Raw genomic sequence first — 22,426 nt, 5'->3', positions numbered from 1 at the left:
GACCTGCGCGATCTGGCACAACCGCACCATCGGCGCACCCATCACCAGGTCACTGATCGCCTACGACCACTGAGCCACATCGGAACTACTCGTCTAGGAGTGCCCCAGCTCCGCCGACGACTCGTCCTCCGTCACCGGAACCGACCCCGAGTCCGACGCCGGCCGCAGCGGGAACGGGTCCACCCGCGTCTCGTCGATCACCGGCGGAGCCGGCTGCGGCGGCTTCGGCATGACCGCGGCCTCGGAGTGGCCGCCGCAGCCGTACGCCAGCGACACGACCCGTCCGTCGGCCGGGGAGTACTCGTTGGCGCAGACGCCGAAGGCCTGGCCGAGGGAGCCGCCGATGCGCAGCAGGAAGCCACAGCTCACGCAGGCCGCGGGGGCCGCCTGGGCCATGGGGGTCTTGGGGCCGAACGCCTCCTCCCAGCGGTCGGCCGCGGTGTGCAGGCCGTAGCGGGACAGCACGCGCGCGCGGCGCAGGCCCAGCTCCTCGGCCACCGCGGCGATCGTGCCGCGGGTCGGGGTGGCCGGGAGACGCGCCGGGGGTTCCGCGGTGACCTCCGCGTCCTCCGCCTCGGCCAGCTCGGCCATCTCCGCGGAGACGACGGAGTTCGGCAGGGGCTCGTCCTCGCCGGTGTAGCCCGGCTCCAGCCGCAGATCGTCGGCGTCGGTGGGCAGCAGGTCGCCGGGGCCCATGTCGCCGGGGCGCAGGCGCTCGCTCCACGGCACCCACTCGGGCGCGAGCAGCGCGTCGGGGCCGGGCAACAGCACGGCCTCGTCCACCGTGACGATCTTCGCGCGGGACGCCCGGGCCACCGTCACGGCCCAGCGCCAGCCCCGGTATCCGAGCTCCTTGCACTCGAAGAAGTGCGTGACGACGCGGTCGCCCTCGGACACCAGCCCCACGTGCTCGCCCACGACCCCCGGCGCGGCGGCCTCCTCGGCGGCGGCCCGGGCGAGGTCGACGGCCTCGGCGCACAGACGGTCGGGGGTGCGGCTTCGCGTTGTCGCTGCGCTCACAGGTATCGCTTCTCTCCATACGCCGTCTCACGAGTGCGCCACTCCCAGCGCGGGGGCGGACGGAGCGGACCGGGGGACCGCGTCGACGTCCGCGCCGAATCGTGCAAGGGCGCGCCTGCACCATCCATTTTGCGGGATGGCTGGGATACGCACGCTACCTTCTCGCGTGCGCTCGGCCTACACCGACGGAGCAGTCCGCCGCTGCGCGGCGCCGCTTCGCGCCCGGCCGGCCCGGCGGCCCGGCCGCGAAGCGCACCGCCATACGCGCGGTAACCGCACTAGCCACCGCCTTATCGGGGCACTATGACAGTCGTGGCAGCCGCGAGGACGCCCCAGGGCACCACCGGGACCGGTGGGCCGAAAGGGGCCAAGGGGAGCAGTCGCGGGCCGGGCCGGACGGGCGGCCCGCTCCGTGCGGTCGGCCGTGCCCTGCACCTGCCGGTGACCGGAACCGCCCGCGGGATCCGCAGAGCCACCCACGCGCACGGCGCCGGTGAGTCCGGCCTCGGCAAGCTGATCGAACTGCACGGCGTGAACGGCGCCGGCGACGTCATGATCACCGTCGCGCTGGCGTCCACCGTCTTCTTCTCCGTGCCGACCGACGAGGCCCGGGGCCGGGTCGCGCTGTACCTGGCGATCACCATGGCGCCCTTCACGCTTCTCGCGCCGGTGATCGGCCCGCTCCTGGACCGCATCCCGCACGGCCGCCGGGCGGCGATGGCCGGGGCGATGTTCGCCCGGGCGCTGCTCGCGCTCGTGCTGTCCGGCGCGGTCATCACCGGCGGCCTCGAGCTGTACCCGGCCGCGCTCGGCGTGCTCGTCGCGTCGAAGGCGTACGGGGTGGTCAGAAGCGCGGTCGTGCCCCGGCTGCTGCCGCCCAAGTTCTCCCTGGTGAAGGCCAACTCACGGGTCACGCTGGGCGGACTGCTGGCGACCGGGATCGCGGCGCCGATCGGCGCGGGTCTGCAGCAGGTCGGGCCGCGCTGGCCGCTATACGGGGCGTTCGTCATCTTCGTGGCCGGAACGTTCCTGTCGTTCTCCCTGCCGCCGAAGGTGGACTCGGCCAAGGGTGAGGACACGGCGCTGCTGGCGGCGGACGAGCAGCATCTGCACGGGCCGCACCTGAAGCCGATCAAGCGTCCGGGGCTGCGCACGGTCGGCCCGGCCGTCACGCACGCGCTGGCCGCCAACGCCGCCATCCGCTGCCAGTCCGGCTTCCTGATCTTCTTCCTGGCGTTCCTGCTGCGCGAGCACCCGATGTCCGGGCAGAGCGCCGCGGTGTCGCTGGGGATCGTGGCCGTCGCGGCGGGCGCGGGCAATGCGCTCGGGACGGCGGTCGGGGCGTGGCTCAGGTCCCGGGCGCCGGAGATCATCATCGTGACGGTGGTGGCCTGCGTGGCGGGCGCGGCGGTCACGGCCGCGGTGTTCTTCGGGGCGGCCCTGGTGGCGTGCCTGGCCGCGATCGCCGGGTTCGCGCAGGCGCTCGCGAAGCTGTCCCTGGACGCGCTGATCCAGCGGGACGTGCCCGAACTGGTCCGTACGTCGGCGTTCGCGCGGTCGGAGACGCTGCTGCAGATGTCCTGGGTGGTCGGCGGGGCGATCGGCATCGCGCTGCCACTGAACGGCACGCTCGGCCTGGCGGTGGGCGCCGGGATCGTCGGCACCGGCTGGCTGACGACCGTGCGCGGGCTGGTCGGCTCGGCCCGGCGCGGGGGCGCGACGCGGCCGCGCGTGGCGTAACGGTACGGGCACGCCGTACCCCACATGGGAGGGCGGCCAGGCCCGCCCGATAGCCTTCGGACATGACCTCCCAGCGTTCCCGCCGCGCCGCAGCCGCTCTCGGCGCCGTTTCCGCCGGACTCCTCGTCCTGTCGGCCTGTGAAAAGCCGACGCCGATGGCCACCGTCACGTTCGGCAAGAACTCGGTCAGCTCCGAGGCCGAGTGCTACGAGGACGACCTCAGCCGCGAGCAGGCGACCAAGTGCGCCATGAAGAAGGCCTCGGAGACGATCAAGGTGGAGCAGGGCGAGACCCTGCGCATCGGCGTCGACCCGGAGGTCGCGGACCAGGGCTGGGCCCTGTGGATCAACGGCCAGCAGGCGACCGACACGTTCAACAAGACGTACTACGCCTTCCAGGGCGCGGACCTCTTCGCCAGCCAGCAGGGCCAGGCCCCGCAGAAGAACCTGTACATCAGCATCGTCGAGCAGAACGACTCCGGCTCGAAGTTCAAGGGCGTGTGGAACTTCAAGCTCGAGAACGCCGACGCCTGATCCGCCCGACGCCGATGCGCATCCTCGTGGCCACCGCCGTCCCGGCCGAACGGGACGCGGTGGCACGGGCGTTTCCGGGACCCGCACGAGAGGTCGTGCTCCCCGGAGCGGCCGTCCACCGCATCACCGGCGGCGGTCCCGCCCATCGGCTCACCGGCGGCCCCGACCTTCTGGCCGCCGGTGTGGGCCCCGCCCGGGCCGCCGCCGCCACCGCCTCGGCGCTCACCGCGGCCGCTGTCGACGGCCATCCCTACGACCTCGTCGTCTCCGCCGGGATCGGCGGCGGCTTCCTGCCGCACGCCCCCGTCGGCTCCCTCGTCGTCGCCGACGAGATCACCGCGGCCGACCTGGGGGCCGAGACGCCGGACGGGTTCCTGCCGGTGACGGACCTCGGCTTCGGAACCGTCACCCACCGTCCGCCCGCCGCGCTCGTACGGCAGGCCGTCGCCGCGACCGGAGCGCGGGCCGGGGCCGTGCTCACCGTGTCGACCGTGACCGGCACGGCCGCCCGCGCCGACGAGCTCCGCTCCCGCCACCCCACCGCCCACGCCGAGGCCATGGAGGGCTTCGGCGTCGCCGAGGCGGCCGCCGCGCACGGCGTGCCCGTGCTGGAGGTGCGCGCGGTGTCCAATCCCGTCGGCCCGCGCGACCGCGCCGCCTGGCGCATCGGCGACGCCCTGGCGGCCCTGACCGAGGGTTTCGGGAAGCTCGCGCCCGTACTGGAGAGTTGGACCCCACATGACCGGTGAGAAGCTGCAGATCGCGTACTCCCCCTGCCCGAACGACACGTTCGTCTTCGACGCCCTCGCCCACGGCCGCGTCCCCGGCGCCCCCGCCCTCGACGTCACCTTCGCGGACATCGACGTCACCAACGGCATGGCCGAACGCGGCGCGTTCGACGTGCTGAAGGTGTCGTACGCCGTACTGCCCTACGTCCTCGACGACTACGCCCTGCTGCCCTGCGGGGGCGCGCTGGGGCGGGGCTGCGGGCCGCTGGTGCTCACGCGGGAGGCCGACGTCGACCTGACCGGCCGTACGGTCGCCGTGCCCGGCGAGAGGTCGACGGCGTATCTGCTGTTCCGGCTGTGGGCGGCGGACACGCTGCCCGGCGGGGTCGGCGAGATCGTCGTCATGCCGTTCCACGAGATCATGCCGGCCGTGCGGGACGGCAAGGTCGACGCGGGCCTCGTCATCCACGAGGCGCGCTTCACGTACCGGAGCTACGGCCTGCACAAGCTCGCCGACATGGGCGAGCACTGGGAGCACACCACCGGGCTGCCGATCCCGCTGGGCGCGATCATCGCCAAGCGGTCCCTCGGCGCGGACACGCTGCGGCTGCTCGCCGACTCCATCCGTACGTCCGTACGAGCGGCCTGGGACGACCCGGAGGTCACCCGCCCGTACGTCATGGCGCACGCCCAGGAGATGGACCCGGCCGTCGCCGACCAGCACATCGGGCTGTACGTCAACGAGTTCACCGCCGACCTCGGCGAGGACGGCTACGCGGCCGTACGGGGTCTGCTCACACGTGCGGCGGCCGAGGGGCTGGTGCCGCCCCTCGGCCCGAACGCGCTGAGTTTCCGCTGAGGCGTTATACGTCCAGCTGGTCGGCGACCGCGCGCAGCAGGCCGGCGATCTTCTTGCCGGACGCCTTGTCGGGGTAGCGGCCCTTCTCGAGCATCGGAGTGATGTTCTCCAGCAGGGTCGTCAGGTCCTGGACGATGGAGGCCAGCTCGTCCGGCTTCTTGCGCTGGGCGGCGGCGACCGACGGGGTCGGGTCCAGGATGGTCAGGGAGAGCGCCTGGTCGCCGCGCTGCCCGGCGACCACCCCGAACTCGACGCGCTGTCCCGGCTTGAGCGTCTCGACTCCGGCGGGGAGGACCGAGGAATGGACGAAGACGTCACCGCCGTCGTCGCGGGAGAGAAAGCCGAAGCCCTTCTCGCTGTTGAACCACTTGACCTTGCCGGTAGGCACGTCTGTCCTCGTCCTCGTACTCGTCGGAAAACTGCTACGGAAACGGCTCTTGATAGCACTCGGGCGGGCCGTCGGGACCCGCCGGTTCCAAGGCTAATGCTCTTCAGGCCGGTGACAAGACGTCACCCGGTTGTTCCTTCGCGCTGGGAACTACCCTGGTCGGGTGCGTGACAAAACCCAAACGAATTCCGCCGCGCCCGGTGACCGTCTGATCCGTGCCGGTGCCATCGTCTTCTTCATCGGTGCGGTGGCCACCCTGGTCACGGTGGCACCGCTGTTCCTCGGAACGACGCCCTTTCCGACGTACATGTTCGGATTGAGCATGCTCATGGCGGTCGGATTCCTGATGGCCGGTGCGGGCGTGCTGCGCTCGGTCGCGGCCGGACGGCGTCAGGCGCGCGCCGGACGCTAGTTCCAGCCGTCCAGGTGGTCCGAGAACCACTGCGGGAATTCGCTCAGGTCGGTGAGGACGACATCGGCACCGGCCGTACGCAGTTCCTCGGCCGGGCACGGGCCGGTGGCCACCGCGACCGACAGGGCGCCCGCGATCCGGGCGCCGCGCACATCCCCGACGTGGTCGCCGACGTAGACGCCCGCGTCGTGCTCGCGCAGCGCCTCCGCCTTCTGCTCGGCCCACAGGTCGCCTATGACGGCGTCGGGCTCGATGCCCAGGTGGGCCAGGTGCAGCTTGGCGTTCGGCTCGTACTTGGCGGTGACGACGATCGCGCGCCCACCGGCCTCCCGTACGGCCGCGATGGCCTCCCGGGCGCCGGGCAGCGCGGGCGTGGCGGCGATGGCGATGCCCGGATACATCGCCCGGTACAGGTCGGCCATGGCCTCCACCCGGTCCGCCGGGAACCAGTGGACCAGCTCCTGCACGAGCGGCGGACCGAGCCGCGTGACCGCCAGGTCGGCGTCGATGTACGTCCCCGTCCGCTCGGACAGCGCCCGGTAGCAGGCGCGGATGCCGGGGCGGGAGTCGATGAGGGTCATGTCCAGGTCGAAACCGACGGTGGGCGCGGGCGGGGTCGTGAAGGCCATATGGGCCATTGTGCCCAGCCGGTACGACAGCCAGGCCTGTCTCCCGTGTGAGCCACTTCTGCGTCCGCCGAGCTGCCGCCTCCGCCCCGGCCGGGCTACCGCTGCCGCTGCGAGCGCCACACCAGGAACAGCGCCGAGGCCACCGCCGCGCCCCGCACCACCCACGGCCACGTCTCGGCGAACGCGTCGTTCATGTGCCCCTCGGGAATGGGCGTGCCCCAGCGGCCGTCGGTACGGCCCCACAGCCACAGCACACCGGCCGCGACCACGAGCCCCGGCAGGACGATGACCGCCCCCTTCCGCTCCGCCGGGGTCAGCCGGCGCGAGGTGTAGGCGATGGCCCAGCCGATCAGCAGCGCGAACCAGTTCCCGAGCACCGCACCCACCACGAGCAGCCCGGCCGCGAGCAGCAGCAGGGGGTTGCTCCAGCCGCCGGCGGACAGGCGCGGGAGGCGCCGGCGACGGCCGGCCGGAACCTCCTCGACCGCCTCGACGACCGGCACGGCCTCCTCGATCGCCGCCGGCCGCTGCTTCTGCTCCCCTTCCGTGTCCTTCCGGGGCGGGGGCTTGAGCAGCTCCGGGACCTCCACGCCGCCCACGAAGCCGGGAACCTCGTCGCCGATCCCGAAGGGACTGCTGTCCACCCGCCACCAGTCCGGCTGCGTGGCGCTGTCCCCCAGCTCGTGCGCGCCCGCCAGGTGCGGCGGGGACGGGGCGCCGGCGGCGGGCGGCTGCTCGGCGGGCCGCTCCGGGCGGGCCGGACGGGGACGCGGTACGACGCGCCGCAGGACGCCCTTGGTCCGCTCGCCGAGGTCCTGCCCTTCGCGGTCGCGCTGGGCGGGGACGGAGGTGGTGGCGGATGCGGAGTCGGATGCGGGTGCGGCCGGGGAGGTGCCGCTGTCGCCCGTGCCCGTGCCTGTGCCGTCGGCGGCTGCGGCCACGACCTCGTCGGGCGTGCCGAGCCGGTTCAGGATGCGGCGGACGGCGGCGGGGCTGTCGACGGGCGTCCTCGCCCGCCGCCGGTCGATCTCGTTGCGCAGCTCCGCGACCAGGCGCATGCGGGCGGACGACGGCAGCTGCCGCTGCTGTGCCACGTCGCCGACGCGGCTCAGATACTCGTAAACGACCTGGTCGCTCTCGATCCCCACGAAGTGCCCTCCGGGGCGGGTGCGTTGGACAACCGCGTGGGACGACGGTACCGCGAGCCGGTTCAGCCGACGTAACGCGCAAGCCGCGGGCAGACGTGCCGCCAGGGTCGGCACGGGTGGGCGCGGCGGTACCCCGCGGCGCCGGGCCGCACGGCCCACCCCGCCCCGGCCCCGACGCCGAGCACCTCACAGCAGCGCCCACCCCACCGCCGTACCCACCCGCTACCGTGGACCGGATGAGCACCGAGGAGACCCCCGCGGCCGCCCCCCGTTCCCTCGCGGAAGCGCTCCGCGCGCGCGACGACGCAGCCCTGGCCGCCCTCCTGCGCAGCCGCCCCGACCTCATCACCCCCGTCCCCACCGACCTCACCCAGCTCGCCACCCGCGCCGGCACCCGTGCCTCGGTCGTGCGCGCCCTGGAGCGGCTGGACCGGTTCGCGCTGCAGACCGCGGAGGCGCTGGCCTTGGCGGCGGACCCGGCGTCGTACGACGAGCTGCTCGGTCTCATGGCGGGGGACGAGCGGGACCCGGCCGTCGTCGGCGCGCTGCCGCACGCCCTCGGCACACTGCGCGAGCAGGCCCTGGTGTGGGGCGGCGACGACCGGTTGCGGCTGGTCCGCACCGCGCGGGAACTGCTCTCGCCGTCGCCGCAGCACCCTTCGCCGACCGGGCTCGGCCCCACCGTGCAGGAGGCCACCGCCGGTATGTCCCCGGGGCGGATCCAGGAGATCGTCACCGCCGCCGGGCTGCCCTCGACGCACGACTCGGTCTCCGCCGTGGCCGCCCTGACCGCCCTGTTCACGGACCGGGAGCGGATGGCCGCGCTGCTGGCCGGGGCGCCCGCCGAGTCCCTCGAGGTACTGGAGCGCCTGGTGTGGGGGCCGCCGTACGGTCAGGTCACGGCCGATCCGGCGCCCCGGCTGCGGTGGCTGCTGGACCGCGGGCTGCTGCTGCCGACCGCGCCCGGGACGGTCGTGCTGCCCCGCGAGGTGGCGCTGCATCTGCGGCGCGGGCGGGCGCACCGGTCGCCCGAGCCGGTGCCGCCGCCCGTCGAGGCCGCCGCCACGCATCGTCCCCAGGTGGTGGACGCGACCGCGGCCGGGCAGGCGTACACCGCGCTGGCGACCGTCGAGGAGCTGCTGAAGGACTGGGACGAGGGCGGTCCGGCCGTGCTGCGGGCCGGTGGGCTGAGCGTGCGGGACCTGAAGCGGACCGCCGTCGCCCTCGACGTGTCCGAGCCGGTCGCCGCGTTCTGGGTGGAGCTGGCGTACGCGGCCGGGCTGATCGCCTCCGACGGGGCCGCCGACGAGCGGTACGCGGCGACCCCGGCGTACGACGAGTGGCTTCAGCTGCCCGCCGCCGAGCGCTGGGCGCGGCTGGCCACGGCGTGGCTGGGGGCGACGCGGACGGCCGGGCTGGTCGGCGGGCGGGACGCGAAGGACCGTACGTTGTCGGCACTGGGGCCGGGTCTGGACCGTTCGGCGGCGCCCGAGGTACGGCACCGGGTGCTGACGCTGCTGGCCGGGTTGCCGGAGGGTTCAGCGCCGGCCGCCGAGTCCGTGCTGGCCCGGCTGCGGTGGGAGCGGCCCCTGCGCGGGCCGCAGAAGGACGACGATCTGCGCACCCGGCTCGCCCGGTGGACGCTGTCCGAGGCGGAGCTGCTGGGGATCACCGGGCGGGGCGCGCTGTCGACGCACGGACGGGCGCTGTTCGGCGCGCCCGCGCCGCACAGGCACGAGGAACAGCCACAGCAGCGGGAGACACCACCGGAGGGCCCCGGCGACAAGCTCCCCGTCCACCACCGGCCCACCCCGCCGCTCGCCGCCCTCTCCCCCACCGAGCAGGCCACCGCCTCCGCCACCGCCGCCCGCCTGCTCGCGCCGCTGCTCCCCGAGCCGCTGGACCACGTCCTGCTCCAGGCGGACCTGACGGCCGTGGCACCCGGGCCGCTGCGACGGCCGCTGGCCGACACGCTGGGCGTGCTCGCGGACGTGGAGTCCAAGGGCGGGGCCACCGTCTACCGGTTCACGCCCGGCTCGGTGCGGCGCGCCCTGGACGCCGGGCAGACCGCCGCCGACCTGCACGCCTTCCTCGCCGCGCACTCCCGTACGCCGGTGCCGCAGCCGCTGACGTACCTGATCGACGACGTGGCCCGCCGGCACGGGCATCTGCGCGTGGGCGCGGCCTCGGCGTATGTGCGCTGCGACGACGAGGCGATGCTGAACGAGATCCTCGCCGACAAGCGCGCCGCCGGCCTCGGGCTGCGCCGGCTCGCGCCGACCGTGTTGGCCGCGCAGACCGACCCCGCCGGGCTGCTGGAGGGGCTGCGGGCGATGGGGTTCGCGCCGGCCGCCGAGTCGGCGGAGGGCGACGTGCTCATCGCCCGGGCGCACGCCCACCGCACCCCGCCCCGTACGCCTCCCGAGCCGGTCCCGGAGGGCCCGCCGGTCCCCGACGACATCCTCCTCGCCGCAGCGGTCCGCGCCATCCGGGCGGGGGACCTCGCCTCCACCACCCCGCGCAAGCAGCCGGAGAGCTCCGCCGTGGCGGGCGGCGAGCTGCCGCGCACGGCCGCCGCCGAGACCCTCGCCACCATGCAGGCCGCCGTCCTGACCGGCGAGACCCTGTGGATCGGCTACGTCAACGCCGAGGGCGCCGCCAGCCAGCGCGTCATCGCCCCGATCCGCGTGGAGGGCGGCTTCGTGACGGCGTACGACCACACCGCTGACGAGGTCCGCACGTACCCGCTGCACCGGATCACGGGGGTCGCGGAGCTGGCCGACGACGATCACTGACGCGGCACCTGTCCGGCTTCCTCGCCCGGCTCACTCGTCCGGGTGTACGCCGGGCTTCATGCACGCCACGCCGGACAGTTCCCACCCTTGGGCGACCCTGCCGGGCGTGTCGCATTGCGTCGGGTGCCCCGGGGCAGCCACCGGGTGTCCTGATCAGGCCCGGGCCCCCACGGACCCGGGCGAGTGCAGCAGAAAGGAAGTCCCACATGCGTGCTGCCCGTCGTGTGGCCGCCGTCCTGACCGCCACCGCCGTGATGATCGGCGCGTTCGCCACGCAGGCCGCGGCGATCAGCATCGATGCCGCCGGGTTCGCCCTCCAGGTTCCGGCGCTCTGACCCGTCCCCGTGCGCACTCGGGCCGGCCCCGGCGCCCTGGGGCCGGCCCGCCCGCCGTGCACCGAACCGCGCCGTGTACCGAACCGATCCGTGTCCCGACCCCCCACCGCTCAGTACGTGAAAGGCCCTGACGTCCCTATGCGCTCCAAGCTCCGCTCCCACGCCATCGCCGTCTCCGCCGCCGCGCTGGTGACCGCGACCGCCCTCGTCGCGGCGCTCGCGCCCGAGGCGTCGGCGGCCCCCTCCGCGCCGCCGGTGCCGCTCCCGGTCGCCGGGGCCGAGTCTTTGGTCACCGAGGGGGTCACCATCGAGGGACCGCTGATCAACAATCTCGGTCTGCCCACGCTGCGGTAGCCCGGCGCATCCGGTAGCTGTCCCCGTCGATCCGCACGATGTCGGCGTGGTGGGCCAGCCGGTCCACCATCGCCGCGGCGGACGGGCCGCCGAACACCTCGTCCCAGTGGCCGAGCGGGCGGTCGCCGGTCACGAGCAGCGAGGCCCGTTCGTAGCGGTGCGCGACCAGCTGGAAGAAGAGCCGCGAGGCGTCCGCGTCGAACGGGACATAGCCGACCTCGTCGACGATCAGCAGCGGGTAGGCGTCGAGGGCGGCCAGCTCCTTGGCGAGCCGGCCGGCCGCCTCGGCCTCGGCCAGCCGGTCGGCCCACTCGGCGGCGGTCGCGAACAGCACCCGGTGGCCGGCCTCGCAGGCGCGTACGCCGAGGCCGATCGCGAGGTGCGTCTTGCCGGTGCCGGGCGGGCCGACGAGCACCGCGTTGCGGCGTGCGGCGACGAAGTCCAGCTTGCCGAGCCGGGCCACGGCCTCCCGGTCGAAGGAGCGGGGGTGGTCGGCGTCGAACTCCTCCAGCAGCTTCCGGGACGGGAACCCGGCCTCGCGGATCCGCCCCTCGGCACCCGCCTCCAGGGCGGGCGGGTTCGCCTGGGCCGGGATGGGCGCAGGGGGCGAAGGGGGCGCCGATGCCGGGGACTCGGGCTCGTGGCTCGTCCTGGCGGGGGCGTGTTCGGTCCGCGCGACCATCGGGCCCGACATGTAGGCCAGGATCGCCGCCGACACGATGAAGGCCATGTGGATCACCGTGCCCCACAGCAGGGAGTGCCGGGAGGTGTGGTCCACGTCCACGAACATCTGGAGCAGGTGCACGGAGGAGATGCCCACGATGGCCGTGGCCAGCTTCACCTTCAGCACGTTCGGATTGACGTGCGAGAGCCATTCGGGCTGGTCGCGGTGGCCCTGCAGGCCGATGCGCGAGACGAAGGTCTCGTAGCCGCCGACGATCACCATGATCAGCAGGTTGGCGATCATGACGACGTCGACCAGCTTGAGCACGGCGAGCATGACGTACGTCTCGGTGGCCTGCCCGGTCACGCACCGGACGATTAACTTCCACAGCTCGTTGAAAAACTTGTAGACGTACACGCCCTGCACGGCCACCAGACCGAAGTACAGCGGTGCCTGGAGCCAGCGGGTGGCGAACAGGGCGTAGCCGAGCGTGGCGGGCGGGGGCGGGGTACGCGTGGTGTGCTGCACGTCGGCCATTCTTCGGAGGAAACCGCCGTGCAGCTCAATCCGGGCCACTCCCAGGGATGAATAGACATCCTGTACGACCGGTGGCGGCGTCCCGTGGGTCCTGCGGGTGGCGCACACCACCCCGGCCTCCGCAAGGATCAGGCACACTGGACGTTTGGCCGCGCCGTCTGGCCTACGAAAGGGTGCCGCGCGTGAATGGTCCGCTCATCGTCCAGTCCGACAAGACCCTGCTCCTGGAAGTCGACCACGAGCAGGCCGACGACTGCCGTCGGGCGATCGCGCCGTTCGCCGAGCTGGAGCGGGCGCCGGAGCACATCCACACCTACCGGGTGACGCCGCTGGGCCTGTGGAACGCGCGGGCGGCGGGGCACGACGCCGAGCAGGTCGTCGACGCGCTCGTGCAGTACAGCCGCTACCCGGTGCCGCACGCGCTGCTCGTCGACATCGCCGAGACGATGGACCGCTACGGCCGGCTGTCCCTGGTCAAGCACCCGGCGCACGGGCTGGTGCTGACGAGCACCGACCGGCCGGTGCTGGAGGAGGTGCTGCGCTCGAAGCGGGTCGCGCCGCTGGTCGGCGCCCGCATCGACCCGGACACCGTCGCCGTGCACCCCTCGGAGCGCGGGCAGATCAAGCAGACGCTGCTGAAGCTGGGCTGGCCCGCCGAGGACCTCGCGGGGTACGTCGACGGCGAGGCGCACCCGATCGAGCTGCGCGAGGACGGCTGGGCGCTGCGGCCCTACCAGAAGCAGGCCGTGGAGAACTTCTGGCACGGCGGGTCGGGCGTGGTCGTCCTCCCCTGCGGTGCGGGCAAGACCCTTGTCGGCGCCGGGTCCATGGCGCAGGCGAAGGCCACCACCCTGATCCTCGTGACGAACACCGTCTCGGCCCGGCAGTGGAAGCACGAGCTCGTGAAGCGCACGAGTCTGACCGAGGACGAGATCGGCGAGTACAGCGGGACGAAGAAGGAGATCCGGCCCGTCACCATCGCCACGTACCAGGTGCTGACGACGAAGCGGAAGGGGATCTATCCCCACCTGGAGCTGTTCGACTCCCGGGACTGGGGGCTCATCGTCTACGACGAGGTGCATCTGCTGCCCGCGCCGGTGTTCAAGTTCACCGCGGATCTGCAGGCGCGGCGGCGGCTCGGCCTGACCGCGACGCTGGTGCGGGAGGACGGCCGCGAGTCGGACGTGTTCTCCCTCATCGGGCCGAAGCGGTTCGACGCGCCGTGGAAGGAGATCGAGGCGCAGGGCTACATCGCGCCTGCCGACTGCGTGGAGGTACGGGTCAACCTGACCGACGCCGAGCGGCTCGCGTACGCCACCGCCGAGGCGGAGGAGAAGTACCGCTTCTGCGCGACGACGGAGACCAAGCGGAAGGTCACGGAGGCGATCGTCCGCCGCTTCGCGGGTCAGCAGATCCTGGTGATCGGGCAGTACATCGACCAGCTCGACGAGCTGGGTGAGCATCTGGACGCGCCCGTGATCAAGGGCGAGACGTCGAACACCCAGCGGGAGAAGCTCTTCGACGCCTTCCGGGAGGGTGAGATCAGCGTGCTGGTGGTGTCCAAGGTCGCGAACTTCTCGATCGACCTGCCGGAGGCGACGGTCGCCATCCAGGTGTCGGGCACGTTCGGGTCGCGGCAGGAGGAGGCCCAGCGCCTCGGCCGCGTGCTCCGCCCCAAGTCCGACGGCCACCAGGCGCACTTCTACTCGGTGGTGGCACGGGACACGATCGACCAGGACTTCGCCGCCCATCGCCAGCGGTTCCTGGCGGAGCAGGGGTACGCGTACCGGATCATGGACGCGGACGAGTTGCTGTCGGAGCGCTGACCCGTTCGGTCACGTGCTGCGGACGTGACGTGCGGCGGGCCTCACGTGCGGCGGACGTCGCTTGCCGCGGACGTCACTTGCCGCGGACGTCACTTGCGGCGGACGACGCCCGCCTCCGCGCCGTACTCACCGAGGATGATCACGTCGAAGGCCGCGCCGGCGAACACCTTGACGGCACGCAGGACTTGGCCGAGGGGGTGGCGGTGGCCGCTCTGGAGCGCGGTCGCTCCGGAGGGGCCCGCGGGGGCTGGGGAAATGGTCGCTGCACTCATGTATCCATGATGGGTTTGGGTGCATAAGGAGGGCATCGGCCCAAGGGCCGAACCTCCGTACCGCGCTCGTACACCTGCGGACCGACCCCTTCCCCTCAGGGATGAGGCCCGCATCCCCTAGGGGGACGAGAAAACCGTTGGCCCCCGCCTCCCCGGCCGTCCTAGAATCTCCGCCCTTGCCCGCCTCCCTCGCGGAGTGCCGCCGGCCGGACGGAAACCGGCCGGCATCTCACTCGACCTTCCACGCAGCAGGTCCCCCGGAGGCACCCCCTTGTCCACGCCCGTCGACGACCCCCTCTCCCGCGAGCGCGCGCACCTTGCCGCGTCCCGGGCCGCCCTGCGCGCCATGCGCGAGGACGTCGAGTCCCTCGACATCAGCGACGTCACCGCGAACTGGGTCAACGCCGAGGCACTGGCCCACCAGATCGAGGAGCGCATCAAGGCCCTGGCCGACCTCAGCGACACCCCGCTGTTCTTCGGCCGGCTCGACTACCTGCGCGCACCCGGCGCCGAACAGGGCGAGGGGGCCGAGGGCGAGCGCTTCTACATCGGGCGGCGGCACGTCCACGACGCCGACGGCGACCCGATGGTCATCGACTGGCGTGCGCCGGTCTCGCAGCCGTTCTACCGGGCGTCCAAGAAGGACCCGATGGACATCGCGCTGCGCCGCCGTTTCGGCTACACGGGCGGCGAGCTCACCGCGTACGAGGACGAGCACCTCTCCGACCCGGCCGAGGCGGCCAAGGCCAGCAAGCTGCTCCAGCAGGAGATCGAACGGCCGCGCGTCGGCCCGATGCGGGACATCGTGGCGACCATCCAGCCCGAGCAGGACGAGATCGTCCGGGCCGGACTGGGCGGGACCGTCTGCGTGCAGGGCGGCCCGGGCACCGGAAAGACGGCCGTCGGCCTGCACCGCGTCGCCTACCTCCTCTACGCCCACCGCGAGCGCCTGGCCCGCACCGGCACCCTGGTCATCGGACCGAACCGCTCCTTCCTGCACTACATCGAGCAAGTCCTGCCCGCACTGGGCGAGTTGACGGTCGGACAGGCGACCGTGGAGGACCTGGTGGCCCACGTGGAGGTGCGCGGCACGGACGACGCCACGGCCGCCGTCGTCAAGGGCGACGCGCGGATGGCGCAGGTGCTGCGCAGGGCCCTCTACTCGCACGTGACGCTGCCCACCGAACCGGTCGTGGTCGTGCGCGGCTCGCGCCGCTGGCGGGTACCGGCGTACGAACTCGAGGACATCGTCCGCGAGTTGCTGGACCGCGGCATCCGCTACGGCGCCGCCCGCGAGGCCCTTCCGCAGCGCATCGCGCACGCCGTGCTGGTGCGGATGGAGCGCTCGGGCGAGGCGCCGGACGACCGGGTGCAGGACGCGGTGGCCCGCAACAGCGCGGTGAAGGCGGCCGTGAAGACGATCTGGCCGGCCGTCGACCCCGCGAAGCTGGTACTGCGCCTGCTGTCGGACGCGGACTTCCTCGCCGAACACGCGGCGGGCCTCCTCACCGGGGAGGAGCAGAAGGCGATCCTGTGGGCGAAGCCGGCGCGGTCGGTGAAGTCGGCGAAGTGGTCACCGGCGGACGCGGTGCTGATCGACGAGGCCGCCGACCTGATCCAGCGCACGCCCTCCCTCGGGCACGTGGTCCTCGACGAGGCGCAGGACCTGTCCCCCATGCAGTACCGGGCGGTGGGCCGCCGCTGCACCACCGGCAGCGCGACCGTCCTCGGCGACCTCGCCCAGGGCACCACGCCGTGGGCGACCCGCAACTGGCAGGAGGCGCTGACCCACCTGGGCAAACCGGACGCGGTGGTCGAGGAGCTGACGGCCGGTTTCCGCGTGCCGACGGACGTCATCACGTACGCCTCCCGGCTGCTCCCGCACATCGCCCCGGGTCTGACCCCGGTCGCGTCGATCCGCGAGAACCCGGGCTTCTTCGAGGTCCGCTCGGTCGGCGGCACCGCCGAAGTGGTCGGTGCCTGCCGCGAGATGCTGCGCAACGAGGGCTCCATCGGCCTGATCGCGGCCGACGCCCGGATCCCGGAGCTGGCCGGGGCCCTGACGGCGGCCGGGATCCCCTCCATCGGGCCGGGCGAGGAAACCACGCACGACACCCGGCTGGCCCTGGTGCCGGCCTCCCTCGCCAAGGGTCTGGAGTACGACTACGTGGTCCTCGACGAGCCCCAGGCGGTGGTCGACGGCGAACCGGACGAACGCACCGGCCTGCGCCGCCTGTACGTGGCCCTGACCCGAGCGGTGTCGGGCCTGGTCGTGACACATGCGGCGCCGTTGCCGCCTCAGCTGGCGTGAACGGGGCGGGCGGCCGGAGTCCGCGGCGGCCCCCCGCAGCGCCGGGTTGCGCACCCCACCCCGCCCCGGCCACGACCCCCGCACCCGTCAACCGGCATCCAGCACAGCCCGCCACTCCGCCACGGCCCCCGCCGACACCGGCCCCGCCCAACCCCCCGGCCGAGCCGCCCCGCCGATATGAAACGCGTCCACCCCGGCGGCCCGCAGCACCGGAACATGGTCGAGCCGCAACCCGCCCCCCACCAGCAGCTGTTGCTCGTACCCCGGCTCCCCCCGCCGCCCCGCCTCGGCGAGCAGCGTGGGGAGCCCGTCGTCGACACCGCCCGCCGCCCCGGCCGTGAGGTACGTGTCGAGCCCGGGCAGCCCGTCGAGCTGCTTGCGCAGCGCGTCCCGGTCGGCGGCCCGGTCGATCGCCCGGTGGAAGGTCCAGCGGCAGCCGCCCAACGCACCGACGACCCGCTCCACCGCACCCAGGTCCACGCCCCCGTCCGCGTCGAGGAACCCGAGCACGAACTCCTCGGCCCCGGCCTCCCGCAGCTCACCGACGGCCCCCACGAGCCGGTCGACATCGCCAGGGCCTCCCGCCGCGAACCCGTCCGCCATCCGCAGCATCACCCGCAGCGAGAGGTCCACGGCCCCGCGGATCCCGGCGACGGTCCCGGCCGACGGGGTGAGCCCGTCGGCCGCCATGTCGGTGACCAGTTCGAGGCGGTCCGCGCCTCCCTCCTGGGCGGCGACCGCGTCCTCCACGTCGAGGGCGATCACCTCCAGGACCGCACGCTTGCTCATGGGACCCCATTCATCGGCATCGGTCGGCGTTCGTCGGCGTTCACACGACGACTATAGGTCTAGTCCAATTCAGCCTACGCCTCCACGCCCGCCGGGCCCCGCTCACCCGAAGAAGCTCACAAGAAGCTCACCCGAAGATGTTGAGCTCTCGTTCCTCCACACCCGCCAGCTCGTACGAGGCCCCGGTCACCGGCCGGCCCGCGTACAGCCGTACGAGCGTGGCGGCGTCCCCGATGTACCGTGCGGGCGGCCGGTCCCCCGTCGCGTCCCCCAGCCGCAGCGGCTCGTCCAGGTCGTCGAGGTCGGCGTGCAGCGGCAGGTGCCCCTTCTCGCGGGTGACCTGGGCGAGGAGCGTCAGCGCGTACGGCAGGCTGTCCCCCGCGTACGCCCCCGGCTCCCCGAACGCCTCGCGCACGTCACCGGCATGCACCCACTCACCCAGCGCGACCGCGTCCAGCACTCCGCCCGCCTTGGCGATCACCGGCCCCGCCTCGGCCATCCCGCGCTCGAGCTCGTCGACGACCTGCGCGTTCGTCCAGCCGGCCCGCGCGGCGATGTCCCGGTCGTTCGACTCGGGCGAGAACACGCCCTCCTCGAACCGGCTCTCCACCACCCGGGTCAGCGCGGCCGAGCAGTGCGCCAGCACATCCCGCACGGTCCAGCCCGGACACGCGGCGACCGGCCGCGCGAAGTCCTCGTCGGGCCTGGCCCGCAGCAGCGGGATCAGCGCGTCACGCTCGCTGGTCAGGAGCCGCCCGGGCAGCTCGGGGTCGCGTACCTCGTGCACATCAGCAGGAGTCGTCATGCCTCCACGCTAGTGCTGACCCACTATGCCGTCTGTGTAAAGCCACGTGCATCCGCGATGACCTACGCACCGAAACAGTGCGAGCCGCCGTCCTGATGACAACCCGACCCAGAACCACCGCTACGTGCTCGACAACTCGCCTCCGCCTACCTGTTGTGCGGGAATGACGAGGTTCTCCGCGGCGGGCTCCCCAAGTCCGAACATCAGGTTTGACGACTGTGCAGTTCGCCGGTCGGACACCACGATCCCGCCGCGCCACTTGCCCGCCGGGTCCTGGTACCGGAACTGCAGCTTCTTCAGCCGCCTCCCGAACTGCTCCCTCAGCGGGCGATACGCGTCGTCGCAGTGCACGTTCCACGTCACATCGCTCAGGTAGGCGTGACAGGCGATCGGAAACAGCAGGGAGGAGACGACGAGGTCGGAGAGCTGGAGCAGCGTGTGAGTGTCACTGTGCCCGAAGACCGGTGACTCGATAACGCCCTTGAGACTGTCACCGCCCGCACGGTACTTGCGCGTCGTGACGCAGTGGACATTCGGTGCGTTCTTCGACTTGGTACGGCTGTCCAGGACCATGACACCACGCGAGTGACAGTCCAGCAGCTGGGCCTGGAACGTCTCGGTCAGGCTCCCGACCGAGGTGCTGTACACGCCGGTCTCATTGAAGGCGCGCCCCTCTTCCTTCACCCAGACGCGGGCCAGAAGGCGGGCTCCGTACTGCTCCAGCATGGCAAGAGCCGAGTCCAGGAGGAGCATCGCGGCCCGGCGCTCGTCACGGTTCCCCGCACGGATGTCCTTGCGGACGTCGGAACCCTTGATCTCCGTGTGAATCACTTCGGAGAGGTGGACAGCGCGGCGCAGCTGCGGCCGGTACCTCTTCTTGAGGCTCAGGAAGTCCCAGGTCATCCGCTTGATGTGGGAGTCGTGCACGGTGAAGCCACCGACGACGAGGACCGGCGGGGCGTCCGGTCTGGCGGGATCGAGAGTCTGGCCGTTACCCGCTTCGTCGATGTAGCACAGGTACAACGATCCCTCCTGGAAAGCACTCGGGCCGCCCCCGAAGGAGCGGCCCCAGGACCTGGTGCAGCCATATGCACCTTGTTTTGATTGCTACGGCCGATGCTGCCAAGGCAGCCGGGTGGCGGTCAAGGCGACCGTCACGCCATGTTGACGTCGGTTTTCGGTTAGTGACGACGGCTGGTGTGGTCGACGAAGGCGGACCAGGAGTCGGAGGACACGGTGAGGGAGCCTCGGCCGGTGTCCTTGGAGTCGCGGATGTGGACGGAATGGGGGAGAGCGGCGACCTCGATGCACTCGCCGCCTGCGCCACCGCTGTAACTGGACTTGAAGCAGGTCGCGGTCTGTGGTTGGTGACCTGTCTGGCAAGCCGGCTGTCCGTCGAGCCGCGGGGTGGGGGCCGTCCTGGCAAGACGGTACGAGCCGAGGTGGATCTTCGCGGCGACGTGCACGCGGCCGAGGGAGTCTCGGGCTGACCGGATGACCGTACGGTGGTGACGTGAGCGGTGCGGGCCCGGACCGAGGACTTCCGGGTGTCCTCCGTTTCGTCGTCGCTGTCACTGGTGGGTCGTAGGATCCCTGATGTGATTACGGGCGAGCTGAAGAGCAAGGTGGACCGCGTCTGGGACGCGTTCTGGTCGGGCGGGATCTCCAACCCGCTGGAGGTCATCGAGCAGATCACGTATCTGCTCTTCATCCGCCGTCTCGACGAGCTGCAGACGGTCAAGGACAGGATGGCCCGCCGGGGCATCCCGGACACCGACCCGTTCTTTGGTCCTGATCAGCAGCACCTGCGGTGGCAGAACTTCAAGGACGCCGAGCCGGCGCAGATGTACCGGACGGTCGCCGAGGAGGTCTTCCCCTACCTGCGCGCGCTCGGCGGCGAGGACTCCACGTACTCGCACCACATGAAGGACGCCCGCTTCACGATCCCGACGCCGAACCTGCTGTCCAAGGTCGTCCTCCTTCTGGAGGGCATCCCTATGCAGGACAAGGACACCAAGGGCGATCTGTACGAGTACATGCTCAGCAAGATCGCCTCGGCGGGCCAGAACGGGCAGTTCCGCACGCCTCGGCACATCATTCAACTGATGGTCGAGATGACGGAGCCGAATCCGCGCGACGAGATCTGCGACCCGGCCTGCGGCACGGCCGGCTTCCTGGTGGCCGCCTCGGAGTACGTGCAGCGCGTCCACAAGGACGACCTGGTCGAGGCCGACAACCAGCGTCACTTCAACAACAGCATGTTCCACGGCTTCGACTTCGACTCGACGATGCTTCGCATCGGCTCGATGAACATGCTCCAGCACGACGTGGCCAGCCCGGACATCCGCTACCGCGACTCGCTGTCCGAGGATGCGGGCAAGGACACCGCTCGCTATTCCCTGATCCTCGCGAACCCGCCCTTCGCCGGCAGCCTCGACTACGAGACGACGTCCTCGGAGCTGCTGAAGGTCGTCAAGACCAAGAAGACCGAGCTTCTCTTCCTGGCCCTCTTCCTCAAGCTGCTCAAGCCGGGCGGCCGAGCAGCGGTGATCGTCCCGGACGGCGTCCTCTTCGGCTCGACGAAGGCGCACAAGGAGCTGCGCCGCATGCTGGTCGAGGAGCAGAAGCTCGACGCGGTGGTGAAGCTGCCGTCCGGCGTCTTCAAGCCGTACGCCGGTGTCTCGACCGCCATTCTCTTCTTCACGAAGACCGACTCCGGCGGTACGGATGAGGTCTGGTTCTACGACGTCCAAGCGGACGGCTTGAGCCTGGACGACAAGCGCATGCAGCTGTTGCCGGATGACCGACTGGGCCCCCGCGCCACCGGCCTTACAGCCGAGGAGCACGTGAAGAACAACCTCCCCGACGTCCTGGCCCGCTGGAAGCGCCGCACCACGGACGAGCGCTCGCGTGCCCGGACGGAGCAGAGCTTTTGCGTCCCAAAGTCTGACATCGCCGCCCAGGGATACGACCTTTCCCTGAATCGCTACAAGGAGATCATTCATGAGAAGGTCGTGACGCGGCCGCCGCTGGAGATCCTGGACGACCTGGAGCGGTTGAACAAGGAGATCGAAGCGGGCATCGTGATGCTGAAGGAAGGGCTGGAAAAGTGACTTGGGAGAGCGTCCCCTTCCTGGAAGCGGCCCAGGATGTCTCCTCGGGCAACGCCAAGGTGCCGAAGTCGGAATATCTCCCATCCGGCGCCCTTGCTGTGGTGGACCAAGGGCAAGGGCTGATCGCTGGCTTCACCGACGACGTGCACCTGGTGCACAGGAGCACGCCCCCGGTTATTGTCTTTGGTGATCACACCAGAGCCGTCAAGTTCGTGGACTTCCCGTTCGCCATGGGCGCCGACGGCGTCAAAGTGTTGTCAGCACAGCAAGGATTCGACCCCAAGTACCTGTACTGGTTTCTGTCATCCGTCGACATCCCCAGCGCCGGATATTCTCGCCACTTCAAGTTCCTTAAGGACATCACGGTGGTCAAGCCGCCCCTCCAGGAACAGCGACGCATCGCCGCGGTCCTGGACCAGGTGGACGCCCTCCGGACCAAGCGCCGCCAATCCATCGCCCTCCTCGAGGACCTCGCCCAGTCCATCTTTCTCAACATGTTCGACAGGCAACCCAGCGGGAAGGGTCGCATGGTCAACTTGGACATGGTTCTAGAGAGGAAGCTCAGCAATGGCATCTCGCCGTCATCGCGGGGTGACGTGGAAGCCAAAGTGCTCACACTCTCCGCGGTGACTGGCGGCTCCTTCAACAGCTCGGCCTGGAAAGTGGGAACCTTCACCCAGGATCCGACTTCCACTTATGCCGTCACCAAAAACCTTTTCATGGTGTGCCGCGGAAACGGGAACAAAAGACTGGTCGGGAAGGGAGTTTTCGCCGACGCCAATATGGCCGACACGGTATACCCCGACACAGTCCTTGCCGCCCCAATTCGCCCAGACATGATCACTAGGGAGTACTTGACTCATGTATGGTCGACACCGCAAGTCCGGCAGCAGATTGAAAGCGCGGCCCGGACGACCAACGGCACATACAAGGTGAATCAAAAGACGATGGGTGCCGTTACCTTCTGGCTCCCCCATTCCCAGGAGCAGCATGCCTTTGTGCGCAAGGTGCTCGCCATCCGACAGGCGAAACGGCACAACGAGAGCCATCTCGCCGTCCTTGACGACCTCTTCCTTTCTCTTCAGCACCGTGCCTTCTCCGGCACCCTCTGGGATCATGAAGCCGCCGCGTAGGGCCTGACACGCCCGCGTACCGCAGCACCGACCGC

Annotated in this window: 22 protein-coding genes; 12 read left to right on the top strand and 10 right to left on the bottom strand. The window is 71.5% G+C overall.

From position 1 onward, the window contains the following. Positions 1–93: 93 nt before the first annotated feature. A complete protein-coding gene (locus ACYVMZ_RS21635) occupies positions 94–1,020 on the bottom strand; it encodes a DUF3027 domain-containing protein (RefSeq protein WP_461082071.1) in 927 nt (308 codons plus the stop codon). A gap of 312 nt (positions 1,021–1,332) precedes the next feature. Here ACYVMZ_RS21635 and ACYVMZ_RS21630 point away from each other — a divergent pair, with 312 nt between their 5' ends. From ACYVMZ_RS21630 to ACYVMZ_RS21615, 4 genes are all read left to right on the top strand, one after another. Further along, positions 1,333–2,760 (top strand): MFS transporter, encoded by a 1,428-nt coding sequence (locus ACYVMZ_RS21630; RefSeq protein WP_461082069.1) that lies wholly within the window; start codon positions 1,333–1,335, stop codon positions 2,758–2,760. 62 nt (positions 2,761–2,822) lie between these two features. Continuing rightward, complete coding sequence (locus ACYVMZ_RS21625) at positions 2,823–3,293, top strand: hypothetical protein (protein WP_461082067.1); 471 nt, start codon at positions 2,823–2,825, stop codon at positions 3,291–3,293. A gap of 14 nt (positions 3,294–3,307) precedes the next feature. Further along, positions 3,308–4,042, top strand: a complete 735-nt coding sequence (locus ACYVMZ_RS21620) for a futalosine hydrolase (RefSeq protein ID WP_461082065.1) — start codon at positions 3,308–3,310, stop codon at positions 4,040–4,042. Beyond that, positions 4,032–4,880, top strand: a complete 849-nt coding sequence (locus tag ACYVMZ_RS21615) for a 1,4-dihydroxy-6-naphthoate synthase (protein ID WP_461082062.1) — start codon at positions 4,032–4,034, stop codon at positions 4,878–4,880. Before ACYVMZ_RS21620 ends, ACYVMZ_RS21615 begins: the two co-directional genes overlap by 11 nt. 4 nt (positions 4,881–4,884) lie before the next feature. Here the strand turns inward: ACYVMZ_RS21615 and ACYVMZ_RS21610 are convergent, their stop codons facing one another. Beyond that, complete coding sequence (locus tag ACYVMZ_RS21610) at positions 4,885–5,268, bottom strand: cold-shock protein (RefSeq protein ID WP_461082060.1); 384 nt, start codon at positions 5,266–5,268, stop codon at positions 4,885–4,887. A gap of 163 nt (positions 5,269–5,431) precedes the next feature. On the opposite strand from ACYVMZ_RS21610, the gene ACYVMZ_RS21605 reads away from it, so the two are divergent. Continuing rightward, positions 5,432–5,680: a hypothetical protein gene (locus ACYVMZ_RS21605; protein ID WP_461082058.1), complete on the top strand. Its 249-nt coding sequence runs from the start codon at positions 5,432–5,434 to the stop codon at positions 5,678–5,680. Here ACYVMZ_RS21605 and ACYVMZ_RS21600 read toward each other — a convergent pair. Then, complete coding sequence (locus tag ACYVMZ_RS21600; RefSeq protein ID WP_461082056.1) at positions 5,677–6,309, bottom strand: HAD family hydrolase; 633 nt, start codon at positions 6,307–6,309, stop codon at positions 5,677–5,679. The two genes, ACYVMZ_RS21605 and ACYVMZ_RS21600, sit on opposite strands and share 4 nt — an antisense overlap. A 95-nt stretch (positions 6,310–6,404) precedes the next feature. Further along, positions 6,405–7,457 carry a hypothetical protein gene (locus ACYVMZ_RS21595; RefSeq protein ID WP_461082054.1) on the bottom strand — a complete coding sequence of 351 codons (1,053 nt, stop codon included), beginning with the start codon at positions 7,455–7,457 and terminating at the stop codon, positions 6,405–6,407. 236 nt (positions 7,458–7,693) lie between these two features. Between ACYVMZ_RS21595 and ACYVMZ_RS21590 the strand changes: the two genes are divergently transcribed. The 3 genes from ACYVMZ_RS21590 (at position 7,694) to ACYVMZ_RS21580 (ending at position 10,941) form a co-directional block, all read left to right on the top strand. Next, complete coding sequence (locus ACYVMZ_RS21590) at positions 7,694–10,252, top strand: helicase-associated domain-containing protein (RefSeq protein WP_461082052.1); 2,559 nt, start codon at positions 7,694–7,696, stop codon at positions 10,250–10,252. A gap of 206 nt (positions 10,253–10,458) precedes the next feature. Next, positions 10,459–10,587: a hypothetical protein gene (locus tag ACYVMZ_RS21585; protein WP_461082050.1), complete on the top strand. Its 129-nt coding sequence runs from the start codon at positions 10,459–10,461 to the stop codon at positions 10,585–10,587. Positions 10,588–10,725: 138 nt separating this feature from the next. After that, positions 10,726–10,941 carry a hypothetical protein gene (locus ACYVMZ_RS21580; RefSeq protein ID WP_461082048.1) on the top strand — a complete coding sequence of 72 codons (216 nt, stop codon included), beginning with the start codon at positions 10,726–10,728 and terminating at the stop codon, positions 10,939–10,941. On the opposite strand, the gene istB is transcribed toward ACYVMZ_RS21580, so the two are convergent. Beyond that, a complete protein-coding gene (gene istB / locus ACYVMZ_RS21575; RefSeq protein ID WP_461082046.1) occupies positions 10,910–12,142 on the bottom strand; it encodes an IS21-like element helper ATPase IstB in 1,233 nt (410 codons plus the stop codon). The genes ACYVMZ_RS21580 and istB overlap by 32 nt on opposite strands. A 182-nt stretch (positions 12,143–12,324) precedes the next feature. On the opposite strand from istB, the gene ACYVMZ_RS21570 reads away from it, so the two are divergent. Beyond that, entirely contained in the window at positions 12,325–13,968 is a 1,644-nt protein-coding gene (locus tag ACYVMZ_RS21570; RefSeq protein WP_461082044.1) for a DNA repair helicase XPB, read from the top strand. Positions 13,969–14,057: 89 nt separating this feature from the next. Here ACYVMZ_RS21570 and ACYVMZ_RS21565 read toward each other — a convergent pair whose 3' ends face one another. Next, positions 14,058–14,240, bottom strand: a complete 183-nt coding sequence (locus ACYVMZ_RS21565; RefSeq protein ID WP_461082042.1) for a hypothetical protein — start codon at positions 14,238–14,240, stop codon at positions 14,058–14,060. Between the two features lie 271 nt (positions 14,241–14,511). Here ACYVMZ_RS21565 and ACYVMZ_RS21560 point away from each other — a divergent pair, with 271 nt between their 5' ends. Further along, positions 14,512–16,551, top strand: coding sequence for a HelD family protein (locus ACYVMZ_RS21560; RefSeq protein WP_461082040.1), 2,040 nt, complete (start codon positions 14,512–14,514; stop codon positions 16,549–16,551). An 87-nt stretch (positions 16,552–16,638) separates the two neighbouring features. Here ACYVMZ_RS21560 and ACYVMZ_RS21555 read toward each other — a convergent pair whose 3' ends face one another. The 4 genes from ACYVMZ_RS21555 to ACYVMZ_RS21540 form a co-directional block, all read right to left on the bottom strand. Further along, on the bottom strand, positions 16,639–17,340 hold the full coding sequence (locus ACYVMZ_RS21555) for a copper homeostasis protein CutC (protein ID WP_461082038.1): 702 nt from the start codon (positions 17,338–17,340) through the stop codon (positions 16,639–16,641). 127 nt (positions 17,341–17,467) lie between these two features. Continuing rightward, positions 17,468–18,145, bottom strand: coding sequence for a maleylpyruvate isomerase family mycothiol-dependent enzyme (locus tag ACYVMZ_RS21550; protein WP_461082036.1), 678 nt, complete (start codon positions 18,143–18,145; stop codon positions 17,468–17,470). A 120-nt stretch (positions 18,146–18,265) separates the two neighbouring features. After that, positions 18,266–19,168, bottom strand: a complete 903-nt coding sequence (locus ACYVMZ_RS21545) for a DUF3800 domain-containing protein (RefSeq protein WP_461082034.1) — start codon at positions 19,166–19,168, stop codon at positions 18,266–18,268. A 158-nt stretch (positions 19,169–19,326) separates the two neighbouring features. Then, positions 19,327–19,611 carry a DUF397 domain-containing protein gene (locus ACYVMZ_RS21540; protein ID WP_461082032.1) on the bottom strand — a complete coding sequence of 95 codons (285 nt, stop codon included), beginning with the start codon at positions 19,609–19,611 and terminating at the stop codon, positions 19,327–19,329. Positions 19,612–19,692: 81 nt separating this feature from the next. Here ACYVMZ_RS21540 and ACYVMZ_RS21535 point away from each other — a divergent pair, with 81 nt between their 5' ends. Beyond that, on the top strand, positions 19,693–21,258 hold the full coding sequence (locus ACYVMZ_RS21535; RefSeq protein ID WP_461082030.1) for a type I restriction-modification system subunit M: 1,566 nt from the start codon (positions 19,693–19,695) through the stop codon (positions 21,256–21,258). After that, positions 21,255–22,391 (top strand): restriction endonuclease subunit S domain-containing protein, encoded by a 1,137-nt coding sequence (locus ACYVMZ_RS21530; protein WP_461082028.1) that lies wholly within the window; start codon positions 21,255–21,257, stop codon positions 22,389–22,391. Before ACYVMZ_RS21535 ends, ACYVMZ_RS21530 begins: the two co-directional genes overlap by 4 nt. Positions 22,392–22,426: the final 35 nt, after the last annotated feature.

The organism is Streptomyces deserti (genome assembly GCF_054782695.1).
Note: the sequence above shows the minus strand (reverse complement) of the source record. Positions and strands in the feature narration are given on the sequence as shown.

Bases quoted from the DNA above. Each gene is read 5' to 3' on its own strand.
- ACYVMZ_RS21565 (WP_461082042.1), bottom strand. From the start codon at position 14,240: ATGAGTGCAGCGACCATTTCCCCAGCCCCCGCGGGCCCCTCCGGAGCG.
- ACYVMZ_RS21555 (WP_461082038.1), bottom strand. From the start codon at position 17,340: ATGAGCAAGCGTGCGGTCCTGGAGGTGATCGCCCTCGACGTGGAGGAC.
- ACYVMZ_RS21625 (WP_461082067.1), top strand. From the start codon at position 2,823: ATGACCTCCCAGCGTTCCCGCCGCGCCGCAGCCGCTCTCGGCGCCGTT.
- ACYVMZ_RS21550 (WP_461082036.1), bottom strand. From the start codon at position 18,145: ATGACGACTCCTGCTGATGTGCACGAGGTACGCGACCCCGAGCTGCCC.
- ACYVMZ_RS21590 (WP_461082052.1), top strand. From the start codon at position 7,694: ATGAGCACCGAGGAGACCCCCGCGGCCGCCCCCCGTTCCCTCGCGGAA.
- ACYVMZ_RS21615 (WP_461082062.1), top strand. From the start codon at position 4,032: ATGACCGGTGAGAAGCTGCAGATCGCGTACTCCCCCTGCCCGAACGAC.
- ACYVMZ_RS21620 (WP_461082065.1), top strand. From the start codon at position 3,308: ATGCGCATCCTCGTGGCCACCGCCGTCCCGGCCGAACGGGACGCGGTG.
- ACYVMZ_RS21580 (WP_461082048.1), top strand. From the start codon at position 10,726: ATGCGCTCCAAGCTCCGCTCCCACGCCATCGCCGTCTCCGCCGCCGCG.
- ACYVMZ_RS21600 (WP_461082056.1), bottom strand. From the start codon at position 6,309: ATGGCCTTCACGACCCCGCCCGCGCCCACCGTCGGTTTCGACCTGGAC.
- ACYVMZ_RS21585 (WP_461082050.1), top strand. From the start codon at position 10,459: ATGCGTGCTGCCCGTCGTGTGGCCGCCGTCCTGACCGCCACCGCCGTG.
- istB (WP_461082046.1), bottom strand. From the start codon at position 12,142: ATGGCCGACGTGCAGCACACCACGCGTACCCCGCCCCCGCCCGCCACG.